Annotated in this window: 16 protein-coding genes; 3 read left to right on the forward strand and 13 right to left on the reverse strand. The window is 36.8% G+C overall.

Going from position 1 to position 14,943, the window contains the following annotated elements; all coding sequences use genetic code 11:
• Positions 1-6 precede the first annotated feature (6 nt).
• The 13 genes from ACS3UD_RS13240 to ACS3UD_RS13300 form a co-directional block, all read right to left on the reverse strand.
• Positions 7-1,254: a S1C family serine protease gene (locus ACS3UD_RS13240; RefSeq protein WP_308139160.1), complete on the reverse strand. Its 1,248-nt coding sequence runs from the start codon at positions 1,252-1,254 to the stop codon at positions 7-9.
• A gap of 274 nt (positions 1,255-1,528) precedes the next feature.
• Positions 1,529-1,891 (reverse strand): P-II family nitrogen regulator, encoded by a 363-nt coding sequence (locus ACS3UD_RS13245; protein WP_308139159.1) that lies wholly within the window; start codon positions 1,889-1,891, stop codon positions 1,529-1,531.
• Positions 1,892-1,895: 4 nt separating this feature from the next.
• Complete coding sequence (locus ACS3UD_RS13250) at positions 1,896-2,258, reverse strand: hypothetical protein (protein ID WP_308139158.1); 363 nt, start codon at positions 2,256-2,258, stop codon at positions 1,896-1,898.
• Positions 2,258-3,787 carry a DUF1538 domain-containing protein gene (locus ACS3UD_RS13255; protein ID WP_308139157.1) on the reverse strand — a complete coding sequence of 510 codons (1,530 nt, stop codon included), beginning with the start codon at positions 3,785-3,787 and terminating at the stop codon, positions 2,258-2,260. Before ACS3UD_RS13255 ends, ACS3UD_RS13250 begins: the two co-directional genes overlap by 1 nt.
• Before the next feature lie 105 nt (positions 3,788-3,892).
• Positions 3,893-4,516, reverse strand: a complete 624-nt coding sequence (gene hisIE, locus ACS3UD_RS13260; RefSeq protein ID WP_308139156.1) for a bifunctional phosphoribosyl-AMP cyclohydrolase/phosphoribosyl-ATP diphosphatase HisIE — start codon at positions 4,514-4,516, stop codon at positions 3,893-3,895.
• Positions 4,517-4,551: 35 nt separating this feature from the next.
• A complete protein-coding gene (gene hisF, locus ACS3UD_RS13265; RefSeq protein ID WP_213924066.1) occupies positions 4,552-5,310 on the reverse strand; it encodes an imidazole glycerol phosphate synthase subunit HisF in 759 nt (252 codons plus the stop codon).
• An 18-nt stretch (positions 5,311-5,328) separates the two neighbouring features.
• Entirely contained in the window at positions 5,329-6,045 is a 717-nt protein-coding gene (gene hisA, locus ACS3UD_RS13270; protein WP_308139155.1) for a 1-(5-phosphoribosyl)-5-[(5-phosphoribosylamino)methylideneamino]imidazole-4-carboxamide isomerase, read from the reverse strand.
• A 16-nt stretch (positions 6,046-6,061) separates the two neighbouring features.
• Positions 6,062-6,667, reverse strand: a complete 606-nt coding sequence (gene hisH / locus ACS3UD_RS13275) for an imidazole glycerol phosphate synthase subunit HisH (protein WP_308139154.1) — start codon at positions 6,665-6,667, stop codon at positions 6,062-6,064.
• Positions 6,667-7,245 (reverse strand): imidazoleglycerol-phosphate dehydratase HisB, encoded by a 579-nt coding sequence (hisB, locus tag ACS3UD_RS13280; protein ID WP_308139153.1) that lies wholly within the window; start codon positions 7,243-7,245, stop codon positions 6,667-6,669. Before hisB ends, hisH begins: the two co-directional genes overlap by 1 nt.
• Positions 7,242-8,279 (reverse strand): histidinol-phosphate transaminase, encoded by a 1,038-nt coding sequence (gene hisC / locus ACS3UD_RS13285; protein ID WP_308139152.1) that lies wholly within the window; start codon positions 8,277-8,279, stop codon positions 7,242-7,244. Before hisC ends, hisB begins: the two co-directional genes overlap by 4 nt.
• A 36-nt stretch (positions 8,280-8,315) precedes the next feature.
• Positions 8,316-9,608, reverse strand: coding sequence for a histidinol dehydrogenase (gene hisD, locus ACS3UD_RS13290; protein ID WP_308139151.1), 1,293 nt, complete (start codon positions 9,606-9,608; stop codon positions 8,316-8,318).
• Positions 9,589-10,230, reverse strand: a complete 642-nt coding sequence (gene hisG, locus ACS3UD_RS13295; protein ID WP_213924072.1) for an ATP phosphoribosyltransferase — start codon at positions 10,228-10,230, stop codon at positions 9,589-9,591. Before hisG ends, hisD begins: the two co-directional genes overlap by 20 nt.
• Positions 10,227-11,177 (reverse strand): ATP phosphoribosyltransferase regulatory subunit, encoded by a 951-nt coding sequence (locus ACS3UD_RS13300; protein ID WP_308139150.1) that lies wholly within the window; start codon positions 11,175-11,177, stop codon positions 10,227-10,229. The genes hisG and ACS3UD_RS13300 overlap by 4 nt, the downstream gene beginning before the upstream one ends.
• Positions 11,178-11,606: 429 nt before the next feature.
• Between ACS3UD_RS13300 and ACS3UD_RS13305 the strand changes: the two genes are divergently transcribed.
• The 3 genes from ACS3UD_RS13305 to ACS3UD_RS13315 are packed head-to-tail and all read left to right on the forward strand — an operon-like array spanning position 11,607 to position 14,901.
• A complete protein-coding gene (locus ACS3UD_RS13305; RefSeq protein WP_308139149.1) occupies positions 11,607-12,374 on the forward strand; it encodes a polyphosphate polymerase domain-containing protein in 768 nt (255 codons plus the stop codon).
• Positions 12,356-13,033 (forward strand): DUF4956 domain-containing protein, encoded by a 678-nt coding sequence (locus tag ACS3UD_RS13310; protein WP_308139148.1) that lies wholly within the window; start codon positions 12,356-12,358, stop codon positions 13,031-13,033. The genes ACS3UD_RS13305 and ACS3UD_RS13310 overlap by 19 nt, the downstream gene beginning before the upstream one ends.
• Before the next feature lie 8 nt (positions 13,034-13,041).
• Entirely contained in the window at positions 13,042-14,901 is a 1,860-nt protein-coding gene (locus tag ACS3UD_RS13315; protein WP_308139147.1) for a carbohydrate-binding domain-containing protein, read from the forward strand.
• Positions 14,902-14,943 lie beyond the last annotated feature (42 nt).

The raw sequence follows: 14,943 nt of genomic DNA on the forward strand, positions 1-14,943 counted from the left end.
TTTAAATTAATTATTGAAATTTTCGGGCTTTTCCTTTAAAGTCATTGTTACCTTTTGTTCCTGCCCGTTTCTGATTAATGTAATTTCCGTCTTGTCATTTTCTTTGTATTCATATAAATTTCTCTTTAAGTCGGACATGCTTTCTATCTTATCACCGTCTATTGCAGTAATAACATCGCCTGATTCAATTCCTGCTTCTGATGCCGGAGAATTGCCCATTGTCTCAATTACAACAACTCCGTAATCTGCTGAAACATCAATTCCTAAAGCTGTCTCATATGTTTCCACATCTACTCCAGTAATACCTATATATACCGCGGAAAGCTTGCCGTCCTTAATTATCTGCTCTACTATTGGCTTAGCAATATTGATAGGAATTGAAAATCCAAGTCCCTCTGCCGTGCTCATCTTAGCCGTATTGATTCCAACTACTTCACCTTCGGCATTAAACAATGGACCGCCGCTGTTGCCGGAATTTATTGATGCATCTGTTTGAATCAAAGGCTCAATTACTATTCCGTTTTCAAACTGTATTGATCTGTCCAGCCCGCTCACAATACCCTGTGTAACTGTTCTTTCAAGATCCAAAGTCATCGGATTACCTATGGCTACAACCGGCTCTCCTATCTTAAGAACTTCGGAATCTCCCAAATCAACAGTCGGAAGGCCTGTTCTGTTAATTTTTACTACTGCCAAATCCAGCGCGGTATCATACCACAGAACCTCTCCTACCTCAGTAGTTCCGTCTATCAGTGAGACTGTTATACTTTCATATTCTCCGTCTCCGATTACATGAGAGTTTGTCACAATATATCCGTTGGAATCAACTATGAAACCTGAGCCCATGCTCTGCCCTTTCTGGGTCTGAGGACCAAAGAAAGTGTCATATTGTTTGACAACATCTGTTGTAATTCCCACAACTGTTTTCTGAGCTTTTTCCGCAACCGCAACCGCAAAGTATACATCATCAGTAAGGTTTATGTTAACATCCTGAGCAGTCAAAGCCGAAGTAACGCTGCTTTCCGGGCTTAACTTGCTTGCTGCCATATAGCCTCCATATCCTCCGGCCAGACCTCCTATAAGAGCGGCAACCAACGCCACAGCCACATACCTAAAAAACAAATTTTTCTTTCTTTTTTTCTTTTTAGGTTCTTCCGGAGACGGTATTACAAAATTAATTCCGTTCTCATTACTGTTATATTCCTTGTTATCATAACTGCTATTTTCATTGAATAAGTTTCTTTCATCATCCATAATATTTTCCTCCCATACTTTTAATATATATTATTGATTTCATATTTAGAATTTACCCATTTAATGTGATAGAAATGTGATATTTTTCAAATCTTTAAAATTTATTTATAATTTTTTATAAAACAAATTTTAATAATTAGTACCTTTCTACATTTATATATTACCATTAATTTCTTAATTGAAACTAAAAAATAGCAATCCACTTATAAAAAATTAAAAAGAGCTGCCATCGGCAACTCTTTGTCCCTTATAAACTATAAATATCACTATATAATTAATCTTCATTTTTATCTTTAAAATCAACATTCATATGGACAATGCCGCATACTTCCTCAACAGGTATTGAAAATGACAAACCCTTTCCTTCTCTGTTAAGCCCTGCTTTATTTCTTATGGCATGCATTATTTGTTTTTTATCTTCGCGCTTTGTGAGTATGAGAATTACATCTTTTTCGGGATGTATGGAAATTCCGAAAAACTTTTCTGCTTCATGGATTCCGGTTCCTCTTGCATTAAGAACTGTTCCTCCGGTTGCACCGGCCTCCCTTGCAGCATCCATTACAACGTCGTCAAACCCTCTGTTAACAACTGTAATTATCAAATCAAAATCTATATATGCATCTGTTCTATCTGCCATATACCTACTCCTTTCTATTATCTGCAAGACTGCAGATATACTCTAAAGCCAGAGCACTGTCTATACTGCTTACAGGTATCGTAAAAGCTATGCCGTTTCCCGGTTCGCTCAGATTAAATTTTTCTTTTAGCTTGTTCAATATAATTTTGATGTTTTCTTCGTTGCCCACAGATATAATTATATCCTTTTCAGTACGCCCCAGGCCAAGGTAGTCAAGCATTTCAGATTTTGCTGTCCCCTTACCCAAAAGCATCATATTATATGCAACTTTATTTTCTCTGAATAACTCCGCAAGCTTTTCGCCCTTACCTCTGTCAATTATCGTAACAAGTGTCTTAATTTTGCCGGGCACACATTTATCCTCCACTACTCTGCACCTCCTTCAAAGTCGATGATATCAGAATCGGCTTCTGCTGTTTCTATTATTTCTTCTTCTGCTCGTTTATTTCTGTTCATTTTTATTTTATAAATAACACCTAATATCTGAATCGTTATCAGCGGTGTCATTGCCACCATGGCCACAAGTCCGAATGCATCGGTAAGAACATTACCTCCTGATGCCTTGGATGCTCCCATTGCAAAAGGAAGCATAAACGTGGCCGTCATAGGACCTGATGCAACGCCTCCTGAATCAAAGGCAATTCCCGTAAAAATAGGCGGCACAATAAGAGTAAGAATTAAAGCAGCTGCATATCCCGGTATTATAAAATTCCAGATGCTTATTCCTTCTATAACCCTCAGCATTGCTATGCCCATTGATATACCAACACCGATTGATAAGGAAAACAGCATGACTTTTTTAGATATGGCTCCTCCCGTTACGTCTTCAACCTGCTTGTTAAGCACATGAACTGCAGGTTCAGCCGCAACAATAAAGAATCCGATTACTATTCCTATGGGAATAATGATCCAGTTGTTATCCATAGCCCCAAGCGCACTGCCCAGATAATTTCCTGCGGGCAGGAATCCAACATTTACCCCTGTTAAGAATATTACAAGCCCTATATATGTATATACGATACCTACGGTCATTTTAATCAACTGACTTTTTGGAAGCTTCAAGAATATTAGCTGAAAGATACTAAAAGCTACTACTATAGGTACAAGTGCTACTGCAACTTCTTTGGAATATTCGGGAAAAGCATGTGCAAATGCTTCCAAAGCCTCTCTTAAACTGTTTACATCCTTAACAACTACTTCCGTATAGCTCCCTGATGAATTGTAGACCAAGCCAAGAACTAATACAGACAGAATAGGTCCAACAGAGCAAAGGGCTACAAGACCGAAGCTGTCATCGTGAGCGCTTATTCCTCCACGAACCGCTGCAACACCAAGGCCGAGAGACATTATAAAAGGTACGGTTATAGGTCCCGTAGTCACTCCTCCCGAATCAAAGGCAACCGGTACAAAATCATTAGGTGCAAAATATGCAAGAATAAAAGCTATTGCATAAAAAACTATTAAAATATAAGACAACTTTATTTGAAAAACTATTCTGAGAATTGCAATAACTAAAAATATCCCTACTCCCAAAGCAACTGTGCCTATAATTACCATATTGGGAATGGAATGAACCTGCTCGGCAAGAATCTGAAGATCAGGCTCGGCCACAGTAATCATGAATCCCATAAAAAAGCTTATAATAATAAGTAAAAAAAGCTTTCGCGACTTTGTAAGTTCCGCTCCTATTCTTTCTCCCATTGGCATCATGGAAACATCAGCTCCAAGGGTAAAAAGACCCATACCAAAAATCAGCATAATTGAACCTATGGCAAACAAAATAAGCAATCCTCTTGGCATGGGTGACAATGCAAAATGCAGTATTATAACAATAGCCGTTATCGGAAGCACCGAAGACAGAGATTCTTTAATTTTTTCTAAAAGATTTCTGTTCAATTATCTTCCCCCTTTAAGTTTCAAAAACGTAAGTCTGTTATTAATTATAATTCTATATCAAATAAATTAAAGAGTCAAATAATTAAATTTGTAATTCATATAATATTATTTATGTCTTTTCGTCAATTCTTTTTTTAAATCGTCAATCACAACTCCTTCATTAACCATGAGAACCAATGAGTGATAAATTAAGTCACACATTTCATAAACAAGTTCATCCTTATTTTTATTTTTAGCTCCTATAATTACCTCGCTGGTTTCCTCTCCAACCTTCTTTAAAATTTTATCCAGACCCTTGTCGAACAGATAGTTTGTGTATGATCCTTCCTTGGGGTTATCTCTTCTGTTTATTATTTGGCCGTAAACTTTATTTAGAATAGCCTGATCTGTAACATTCTCCTCATAAACTTTATTGAAAAAACATGAGTACGCACCTGTATGGCACGCATTTCCAATCTGATCCACCTTCATGAGAATGGCATCTCCATCGCAGTCGTAGTAAATGCCCTTCAAATACTGTATGTTTCCAGATGTTTCTCCCTTTCTCCAGAGGCTTTTCCTGCTTCTGGAATAATAGCAGGTTCTTTTTTCCTTTAATGTTATTTCAAGCGCTTCCTTGTTCATATACGCAACCATAAGTACTTCATTTGTTTTATAATCTTGTGCTACAGCTACTACTAGACCGTTGTCGTCAAATTTTATTTCTTCTGATAATTTATTTGTATCCATTTTTCCACCTTATATTTTTGTAATTTAATTTTTATTTATAACCGAATTTCTACTCCGTTTTCCCTTAAATACTTCTTTAAATCCATAATCTTGATTTCACCGAAATGAAATACGGAAGCCGCCAATATACCGTCTGCATCTGAATATTTCACAGCATCAAGAAAATGCTCGTACTTTCCCGCTCCTCCGGAAGCAATAACCGGAACATTCACAGCGTCTGTTATTTTTTTTAAGAGCTCAAGGTCATACCCGCCCTTCATTCCATCTTCGTCAATGCTGTTAACCACAATTTCACCGGCTCCAAGCTCCACTCCTCTTTTTGCCCATTCTACAGCATCCAGCAAAGTTTTCTCTCTTCCGCCCTTAACGTATACGCTCCACGATCCTTCCTCATTCTTTTTCGCATCTATGGATAAGACAACGCACTGATTTCCGAAGCGCTCAGAAGCTTCTTTTATTAATTCGGGGTTTTTCACAGCTGATGAGTTGACAGAAACCTTATCTGCGCCGCTCCTCAAAATATATTTAAAATCTTCAAGGGTAGAAACTCCGCCCCCCACAGAAAAAGGGATGTTTATTTCATTTGCAACTTTTTTTACGAATTCCAGAGATGTTTTTCTTTCCTCATTTGATGCGGTTATATCATAAAATACAAGCTCATCGGCTCCTGAATCACTGTAAAACTTACCGAGCCTGGCCGGATCATCTACATCCTTAATATCTTTAAACTTCGTTCCTTTAACAACCCGTCCGTTTCGCACATCCAGACAGGGAATAATTCTTCTCGCAAGCATAATAATAGCTCCTTTCTGTTATATGTTTACGGCCTTTAATGCCTCTGCAAAGTCCATCCTGTTATCATACAGTGCCTTTCCTATTATGGCTCCGTACATGTTCATGCTGCTTAATTTTTCTATGTCAGCAATTGTGGTGACTCCGCCGGATGCAATTATGTCCAGACCTGTTTTTGATGATAGCTCTTCATACACTCCAAAATTCGGTCCTGAAAGCATTCCATCTTTTGAAATATCGGTATAGACTATAGTTTTAATTCCTATGGACTCCAAAAATTTGCATATATCCACAGAGTCAATATCTCCTACGGACTGCCACCCTCTAGTTGCAACTTTGCCGTTTAAAGCATCTATGGAAACCGCTAGATAATCCTTGTATTTGGCCGCAAGCTCTGTCAAAAGCTGCTGATTTTCTACTGCCATCGTTCCTACTATCACTCTTTTCACGCCCACATCCAGCAAATTTTTAATTCGTTCCTCATCTCTGATTCCCCCGCCGGTCTGCATTGGGATATTGACAGATTTAACAATTTTCTCTATTGATTTTCTGTTTTGAAAGCCTTCATTTTTAGCTCCGTCCAAATCCACAACATGGAGGTATTCGGCTCCCATAGACTCCCACTTTTTAGCCATTTCAACCGGGTCTGACGAATACACATTTACCATGTCGAATTTTCCTTGAGTAAGCCTTACACATTTATTATCCTTTATATCTATTGCGGGAAATAGTATCATAATTTTTCTCCAATCATTAATTTTCTATTATTTCTTTATATGCCTTCAAAATATTGTGACCTGTTTCTCCGCTTTTTTCAGGGTGAAACTGTATTCCGAAAACATTATTGTTTCTGACTATAGCAGGAACTTTCTTCCCGTATTCGGCATATGCAAGCACTTCTGAATTATCTGAAACAGCGTAGTAGGAGTGCACAAAGTAAACATACTCACCCTCATTTATATATTTCAGCACCGGATCCTCACGATTGAACTTCAGATTATTCCATCCCATGTGGGGTATTTTCAAATCTACATCCAGATACTGTATGCTTCCGCTTATTAATCCCAATCCATCATATGTTCCGTATTCATATCCTTTATCATACAGCAGCTGCATTCCCAGGCATATGCCAAGTATATACTTGCCTTTTGCAACCTCCTCCTTAATAACAGAACTTAAATTTGATTCATCAAGAAGTTTTATTGCATCTCTAAATGCACCCACACCCGGTAATATAAGGGATTTTGCATTTCTTATATCTTGCTCACTGCTGCTGATTTTTACATCCAATCCAAGCTTCTCAAAGGCTCTTTGAACTGAAGCTAGATTTCCCATTCCGTAATCTATTATCACATGCATTATAGTACTCCTTTCGTTGACTGCAATTTATCAGAAGTTAAAAATGACGCTTTTTTTAAAGCTCTGCCAAATGCTTTAAATACGGCCTCAATTATATGATGGTCATTTTCTCCGTACATCATCTCTATGTGCAGTGTTGTCAGCGAATTTCCGGAAAAACCTCTGAAAAATTCTTTGAAGTCTTCTGAAGCCATGGTTCCCAACCTGCTGTTATTAAATGCAACATTGTACACAAGGTAAGGCCTTCCGCTGAAATCCACAACCACTCTAGCCATTGCTTCATCCATGGGAACAAACATAAACCCGTACCTTTCAATTCCTTTTTTATCTCCCAGAGCATTTAAAAAAGCCTGCCCCAAAGCAATTCCTATATCTTCTGAGGTGTGATGAGTATCAACGTATAAATCGCCTTTGCACTTTATTTTAAGATCAAAGCTTCCGTGAAAAGCAAACAGCGTGAGCATGTGGTCCAAAAATCCTATGCCTGTATCAATTTCCGCAGTTCCATCGCCGTCAATATTAAGCGCTATTTCAATATCTGTTTCATTTGTTTTGCGTTTTATTGAACCTTTTCTCATTTGCTTCCTCCTGTCAGTTTTTTTATTTCTTCTATCAAAATTGAATTTTCTTCTTTAGTACCAACGGTTATACGATTAAAAACTCCGTTTTTATAATTGAATTTTCTGATTAATACTCCACAGTCCATAAGTTTTTCAAATAAATTATCCACAGGTGATTTAACGAACAAGAAATTTGAACCGGACGGATATACTGTAAAATTCAAGCTTCTTAATGATTCCGCAAGCTCTTCTCTCAAATTTCTAACACTGTTGATATATTCATTGACCCTGTCAATATTTTCTAGTGCCATCTCCGCTGCATATTGGGATAATATGTTGATATTGTACGGAACTTTAACTTTCCATATATATTTGATGGTTTCTGCATTTGCAATCATTGCTCCAACTCGCAGTCCGGCAAGTCCGAATGCTTTTGATAATGTCCTCATCACCACTAAATTTTCATATCTGTCTATTAAATCAATTACCGATATTTCCGAAAAATCTGCATATGCCTCATCTATGATTACAAGAGAATTTTTTACACTGTCCAAAAGTTTTATAATGTCCTCCCTTGAAGTAACATATCCCGTAGGGTTGTTTGGAGTGCAGAGTATCACGATTTTCGGCTTATATAAGTCAACAGTTTCTATTAACTTGTCTATATTCTGGGTATAGTCAATTTCTGTATCGATTCCCACATATTCTGTTCCGCATAAATCACAATATGTCTGATACATGCTGAACGAAGGAACAAAACTTACAACTCTGTCTCCCCTGTCACAGTAGGCATTTATTACAACATTAATCAGCTCGCTTGAACCGTTGCCTGCCATTATATTTTCCGCTCTGCATCCATAGTATGCTGCCATTTTTTCTCTTAGCAGCTTTGAATCGCTGTCGGGATATAAATTGGGCTTAAAATCATCCATTTTAAATCCGCCTTCCAGCAGATAGTTGCTTCCTTCATTTGCATCTAGTTTGACTCTGTAGGGTATGTCATTTACAAAGTATGCCTGTAACTTTTCTACGCTAGGTTTTAGCTTTATCATATTATATCCACCTTTACTTAATATCTGACTTAATTCTCATGACCATTTTTGTTTTCTTACTTTTATGGCGTTCGCATGTCCGGTAAGCCCTTCATTTTCTGCAAATCTCACTATATCATCGGCATTTTCCTTTAAGTCGTTCCTGCTGTAATAAATAAGCGATGTTTTTTTAATGAAATCATCAACGGAAAGAGCCGAAGAAAATTTAGCTGTTGAGCTTGTAGGCAGCGTGTGATTCGTACCCGCAAAGTAATCTCCAACAGGTTCCGGGCTGTATTCTCCTAAGAATATTGCTCCTGCATTTTTTATGCTTTTATATATTTCAAACGGGTTTGAAACAAGAAGCTCCAGATGCTCGGGAGCAATTTCATTTGCAATGTCAATGCACTGTTTTATGCTGTCTGTAACTATTATTGCCCCTTGGTTCTCAAGAGATTTTTTTATAATTTCATTTCTCTCTAATCTGCTTACCTGCTCATCCAGCTGCTGCTGAACCTTGTAAGCAAGGGAATAGGATGTAGTTATTAATATTGATGCTGCCATCTCATCATGCTCAGCCTGAGAAATCATATCTGCCGCAATAAATTCTGGATCTGCATTGCTATCTGCTATTATCAAAATTTCACTGGGGCCTGCAATCATATCTATCCCCACAAACCCAGATACTTTCCTTTTTGCCGCTGCCACATATATATTTCCGGGGCCGGTTATCTTATACACTTTGGGAATTGACTCCGTACCGTATGCCATAGCAGCTATTCCCTGAGCTCCACCAACCTTGAATATTCTGTCTACTCCCGAAATTCTTGCGGCAACAAGTATTGAATCTTTAACTTTACCGTCTTTCTGTGGAGGAGTTATCATTATTATTTCATTTACTCCGGCTATTTTTGCCGGCACGGCGTTCATCAGCACCGTTGAAGGATATGCCGCCTTTCCTCCGGGCACATATATACCTGCTTTTTCAATTGGATTTACCAATTGTCCTAGAATAATGTCCTTTCCTTCAGGTTTGAACTTATATCCTTTTATTTTTTGTTTCATATGATAGTCTTCAATATTTTTCTTTGCTTTTTCAATTGTTGCCATAAGGTCTCTATCAATTGTCTCAAAGGCTTCCGCAATTTCTTCCTGGGTGACTTCCAAATTATCCAAGCTCACATTATCAAATTCAAGGGTATATTTTTTAAGTGCCGCATCTCCGTTAATGCGAACATCTTCCAGTATACATTCAACTGAGCTATAAACATCATTATAATCCTGAGCATTACGGTTTCTTATTTCAGCCAGATAGTTTTCTATATACTTATCATCGATTATCCTTGTCATATACATCCTCTTTTCTTATTAATTCAATAATTTCTTTTATTTCTTTTCTTTTAAATTTATAACTTATTTTGTTGGAAATTATTACACCGCTTATGCCAAACATATCCTCAATCACTTCAAGCCCGTTAGCTTTCAATGTATTTCCCGTTTCTACTATGTCGACTATAACATCGGAAAGACCTAATATAGGTGCAAGTTCTATTGAACCGTTTAATTTAATAACTTTTATTTTTTGACCTCTGCTGTTAAAATATTTTTTGGCCGTATCCGGAAATTTTGTTGCAACTTTTATTATTGTATCGTCCTTAAAAACTTTTTTGCTCTTTATACCGGCAATGGACATTTTACATACTCCTATATTCATTTTATAAAGCTCATAAACGTTGCTTCCGCTTTCCATTATCATGTCCTTACCGGAAATTCCTATGTCGGCAACTCCATTTTCAACATATGTTGTAACGTCTGAATTTTTCAACAGTATAAAATCAATATCTCTTTTTTCGTCTCTGAAAACCAGCTTACGAGACTTTTCATCTATGGATTCTCCCACACCTGCTGACTTCAGCATTTCTATCGCCTGGCTGCCTAATCTTCCCTTGGGTATTGCTATTGTCAAGCTCATTGCTGCTCCTCCTTGTACAAAACCTTTATTAATTCATCAAGCTCCACAGTAAACCCGATTGCAGGTGTTTTGAACCCGTATTGTTCTGTAAATGAATCGTACCTGCCTCCCTTAATAATTTCCTTGTTAGAGCCGTATATATATCCTCTGAATATTATGCCGTCATAATAACTTAGTTCTGAAACCATTGAAAGATCATAGGTTATTTTGTCAGTTGTATTTTTAATATAATCATTTATTGTCCTAAGTTCTTCAATCCCCTGCTCCATAAGATCATTCAAATACAGTCCTTCAAGTTCCGCCATAACCTCGTCGAAGGTTCCTTCCAAATCAAATATATTTAAAAGAGTGCTCATAGGTTCCTTGTATGGCAACTTTGACAGATACTCCTTCAGCTCCTGCTTATTTTTTTGATACAGCAAGTCTAAAATATTATCGTAATCTTCTTTTTTAAAGGAACATGCCTGCATTATTCCCTTAAGAAACTTGCTGTTTCCTATTTCAATCAGGTAATCACTGCTGTACATGTTCATTATCTGTCTGGCTGTGCTTAGAACATATTGATCTGTGCTCTGATTTTTTTCCCCTATTATTTCAACGCCCATTTCTCTGTTTTCCTTTATTCCCGTTCCGTTGTGCTTATAAGTTTTTCCGTAGTAGAAAATTCTCAAATTCATCCCGTACTCCCATCTGGGCATAAATTTGTTTATTATACCTGTGGTTATGTCCGGAGACAGAATCAGAATATCACTGTTGTTGTCCAGCAGCTTCACTGTTGATTTTCTGTCAATTCTTGAATTTACTTCTGTAAATTCATCATATTCTTCAAATATGGATGGCTCTATGTTCATGTATCCTTCATTGAACAAGTAATCCTCTATTTCTTTTCTCAATACATACATTTTCTTAAAATATTTCATTTCATCTTCAATATTTAAAAAGTTCATTCTTTCCTCCCCGCAAATAAAAATCTCACGCAGCTGCATAATTAAAATGCTGCCGTATCATTGAAACCTTGTTATTTAACACTAAAAAAGCCATCTGACTTATATCAGATGGCTTCGCTCATATATTCACCACAGATACAAGTCTCTTTAAAAAACGACTAATAGAGCTTGTATCTGTGAATTTAATTTAAATTAAATCACTTACAAACCCTGCACCTATGATGATGATGTAATTGTACGCATAAAAATGAATTTTTCATAATACACCTCTTTGAATTAAATTGATTATACCCTCATTATTTTTTTATGTCAATAATAATTTTTCATGTTTCTTTATATTTTTTATTTTTTACTTTCACATTTATTTCATTTTACCTTCACTTTTCTAACACATTACAAAGTTAACTTAAATACATAAGGAGGTTTGCTATGAATACCAATTATGTTTTTAAAAGAACTGAGAAAAAATATTTAATCCCCGAAAAAAAGTTCAATTTATTCATAAAACGGATTGATTCGTACATGACAGTTGATAAATATGGAATTCACACAATATGTAATATCTACTACGACACCGATACTTTTGATTTAATACGAAAATCAATAGAAAAGCCTTCCTACAAGGAAAAACTGAGACTAAGAAGTTACGGCATTCCTAATGATAATGACAGTGTGTTTCTCGAACTGAAAAAAAAATATGATCACACCGTTTTTAAAAGAAGGGTCGAGCTTACACTTAAAGAAGCTGAAAACTATCTGGAGCACGGGATTATTCCTGTGGAAAAAAACCAAATACTCAAAGAAATTGATTATTTCACCAAGATGTACAAACCGGATAAAAAAATATTTATTGCATATGACAGAATGGCCTTGTTTGGAAAGGAAGATAAAACCTTAAGAATAACATTTGATATGGACATACGAAGCAGGCTGCACGATTTAAATTTAGGCAGTGGCGATTACGGAAATCCTCTGAAAATCAATGGATTCCTCATGGAAATAAAAATACCCGGTTCACTTCCATTATGGCTTGCAAATATACTTTCCCAGCTGAAAATATATCCGGTTTCATTTTCAAAATACGGAACAATTTACAAGGATATAGTAAAAGAAAACTATATAGAATTGTTTGACTACAACAAATCAAATAATTCAACAGATATACGGAGGAAAGATAAATGTTTACAAGTATCTTAAATACAACAACCATAGAAACACTTTCGGCATCTAATGCCATGATATGCACGGCAGTATCACTGATGCTGGGCTTAATAATTTCCCTTACATACATGTCAGGGAAATTATATTCAAAAAACTTTATAAGCACGCTGGTAATAATGCCGGTACTTGTACAAATAGTAATTATGCTGGTTAACGGCAATCTGGGAACAGGCGTTGCCGTAATGGGAGCATTCAGTCTCGTCAGGTTTCGATCCGTGCCGGGAAGCTCAAAAGAAATAATCTTTATATTTTTTGCAATGGCCGTAGGCATAGCCACAGGTATGGGATATATTACATTTTCCATAGCCGTCACGTTAATTGTATGCCTTGTTTTCCTAATTCTCAGCAAGACATCCTTCGGCGAAAGCAAAATATATGATAGAAACCTTAAAATTACAATACCTGAAGATTTAGATTACACACATGTATTTGATGATTTATTTGAAAAATATACAAAGACAGTAAATCTGGAAAAAGTAAAAACAACAAATTTAGGAAGCATGCTTGAACTTCATTACAATGTATCTATTAATAATCCTGATGAAGAGAAAAATTTCATCGATGATTTAAGATGCCGAAACGGAAACCTTACAATAGTTTTAAGCAGGTATTCATCTCAATATGACGAATTATAGGAGGAAGTATGAAAAAAATAATCGCGCTCATTCTTTGTACTGCACTGCTTGCATCCTGCAGCGCAAATCAAAGCACTGAAAGTGGTACGGCAAATAATGTTGAGAACTCAAATGTTCAACTTAACATAAAAACAATGTCCAATAACATTGTCGAATACGAAGAAAATGATTTTTACACTGATTGGGAGGATGAAAATCCAATTTATATTACTTTAAATGATTCATCGGCAGAAGTAGAAGGTAACGGTGCCGAAGTAAATGGAAATATAATAACCGTTAAATCACCCGGGACATTCGTTATAAGCGGAAAGCTTGATGACGGACAGATAATAGTTGATTCCGAAAGCGACAATGCAGTAAGGCTTGTATTGAACAGCGCCGAAATAAACTGTTCCGATAATTCTCCGGTTTATATAAAAAATTCCGGAAAAACAATTATATCTCTGGCGGAAAATACAGAAAACACCGTAACCGACGGCAGCACATACAACATATCTAGTGAAGAAGATGAGCCAGACGCTGCCATTTTCAGCAAAAGTGACCTTACAATCAACGGCCCTGGCTCATTGACAGTAAATGCTAATTACAATAACGGTATTAAAGGTAAAGATAACTTAATAATAACCGGCGGAAACATTGCTGTTAATTCAGTTGATGACGGACTTACAGGACGTGATCTGCTTGCAGTGTCAGATGCAGATATAACAATAACTTCACAGGGAGATGGAATTAAGTCTACAAATGATGAGGATGAAGCCCTGGGAAATATAGTCCTGCAAAGTGGAAATCTTGTTATTTCTTCAGGCGCTAAGGGTATGGAAGCAGAAAATATAATAACTGTAATTGAAGGTAAATTTACAATAACTTCAACAGATGATTCACTGCATTCAAATAAAAGTATCGATATATCAGGCGGCGAATTTGATATAACCTCTGAAGATGACGGAATACATGCAGATTCATCGATTAATATAGATGGAGGAACAATAAACATATTAAAGTCCTATGAGGGAATTGAAAGTGCAAATATAAATATTTCAGACGGTACAATAAAAATTAAGTCATCGGATGATGGCATAAATGTTGCTGGCGGAAACGACGGTTCTTCAATAAACGGCAGAACATCTCAGAGTTCATTTTCATCTGAAGAAAATTATAGTTTGAATATTTTAGGCGGATCAATTTATGTTGATGCCTCCGGAGATGGGCTGGATGCTAACGGTTCAATTTACATGAGCGGCGGAACAGTAATAGTAAACGGTCCGGTGTCAAACGGAAACGGTGCACTGGACTACGATCAGAAATTTGAAATTTCAGGAGGTCTGCTGATTGCAGCCGGAAGCGCTGGAATGGCTCAATCTCCATCAGATAGTTCTTCTCAAAGTTCCGTTATTATTAACTACTCGCAAATACAAAATGGCGGAACAATAGCTAATATTTCTGACGAAGACGGAAACAGCATAGTTACATTTGCGCCAAGCAAAAATTATCAGACATTCTTGGTAAGTTCGCCGGATATTGAACTGAATTCAGCGTACCAGCTGTATACGGGAGGCTCGTCCACTGAAACTGATGATTATGGTCTTTCTATAAACGGAACATATACAAACGGAACTAAATCAGCTGATTTTACAGTTTCTAAATCTGTGTTGTCTATAACAGAAACAGGAGAAGAATCCACAGGAACATTCATGCCCGGACAAAGAGGCGCAGGAGGAAAAGGAAGAGGTATGGGCCCTGAAATGAACGGCACAGGTGAAAATTACAGACCTGAAGCACCAGGCAACTTCGAAGGAGATATCCCTGAAATGCCTCAAAACATGCCTGACTTCGAAAACCAAATGCCTACTGACACAACAGAAAATTAAACATAATTAAAAACAGAAGTATACTCGATGTACTTCTGTTTT

Origin of the sequence: Sedimentibacter sp. LTW-03 (genome assembly GCF_052059825.1) — a bacterium.
Classification (GTDB): Bacteria; Bacillota; Clostridia; order Tissierellales; family Sedimentibacteraceae; genus Sedimentibacter.

Excerpts from the sequence above, each read along its gene's own strand:
- ACS3UD_RS13300 (WP_308139150.1), bottom strand. The coding sequence starts at position 11,177 with ATGAACTTTTTAAATATTGAAGATGAAATGAAATATTTTAAGAAAATG.
- ACS3UD_RS13310 (WP_308139148.1), top strand. The coding sequence starts at position 12,356 with ATGTTTACAAGTATCTTAAATACAACAACCATAGAAACACTTTCGGCA.
- hisF (WP_213924066.1), bottom strand. The coding sequence starts at position 5,310 with ATGCTTGCGAGAAGAATTATTCCCTGTCTGGATGTGCGAAACGGACGG.
- ACS3UD_RS13305 (WP_308139149.1), top strand. The coding sequence starts at position 11,607 with ATGAATACCAATTATGTTTTTAAAAGAACTGAGAAAAAATATTTAATC.
- hisH (WP_308139154.1), bottom strand. The coding sequence starts at position 6,667 with ATGCATGTGATAATAGATTACGGAATGGGAAATCTAGCTTCAGTTCAA.
- hisG (WP_213924072.1), bottom strand. The coding sequence starts at position 10,230 with ATGAGCTTGACAATAGCAATACCCAAGGGAAGATTAGGCAGCCAGGCG.
- hisB (WP_308139153.1), bottom strand. The coding sequence starts at position 7,245 with ATGAGAAAAGGTTCAATAAAACGCAAAACAAATGAAACAGATATTGAA.
- ACS3UD_RS13240 (WP_308139160.1), bottom strand. The coding sequence starts at position 1,254 with ATGGATGATGAAAGAAACTTATTCAATGAAAATAGCAGTTATGATAAC.
- ACS3UD_RS13245 (WP_308139159.1), bottom strand. The coding sequence starts at position 1,891 with ATGGCAGATAGAACAGATGCATATATAGATTTTGATTTGATAATTACA.
- hisA (WP_308139155.1), bottom strand. The coding sequence starts at position 6,045 with ATGATACTATTTCCCGCAATAGATATAAAGGATAATAAATGTGTAAGG.
- hisD (WP_308139151.1), bottom strand. The coding sequence starts at position 9,608 with ATGACAAGGATAATCGATGATAAGTATATAGAAAACTATCTGGCTGAA.
- hisC (WP_308139152.1), bottom strand. The coding sequence starts at position 8,279 with ATGATAAAGCTAAAACCTAGCGTAGAAAAGTTACAGGCATACTTTGTA.
- hisIE (WP_308139156.1), bottom strand. The coding sequence starts at position 4,516 with ATGGATACAAATAAATTATCAGAAGAAATAAAATTTGACGACAACGGT.
- ACS3UD_RS13315 (WP_308139147.1), top strand. The coding sequence starts at position 13,042 with ATGAAAAAAATAATCGCGCTCATTCTTTGTACTGCACTGCTTGCATCC.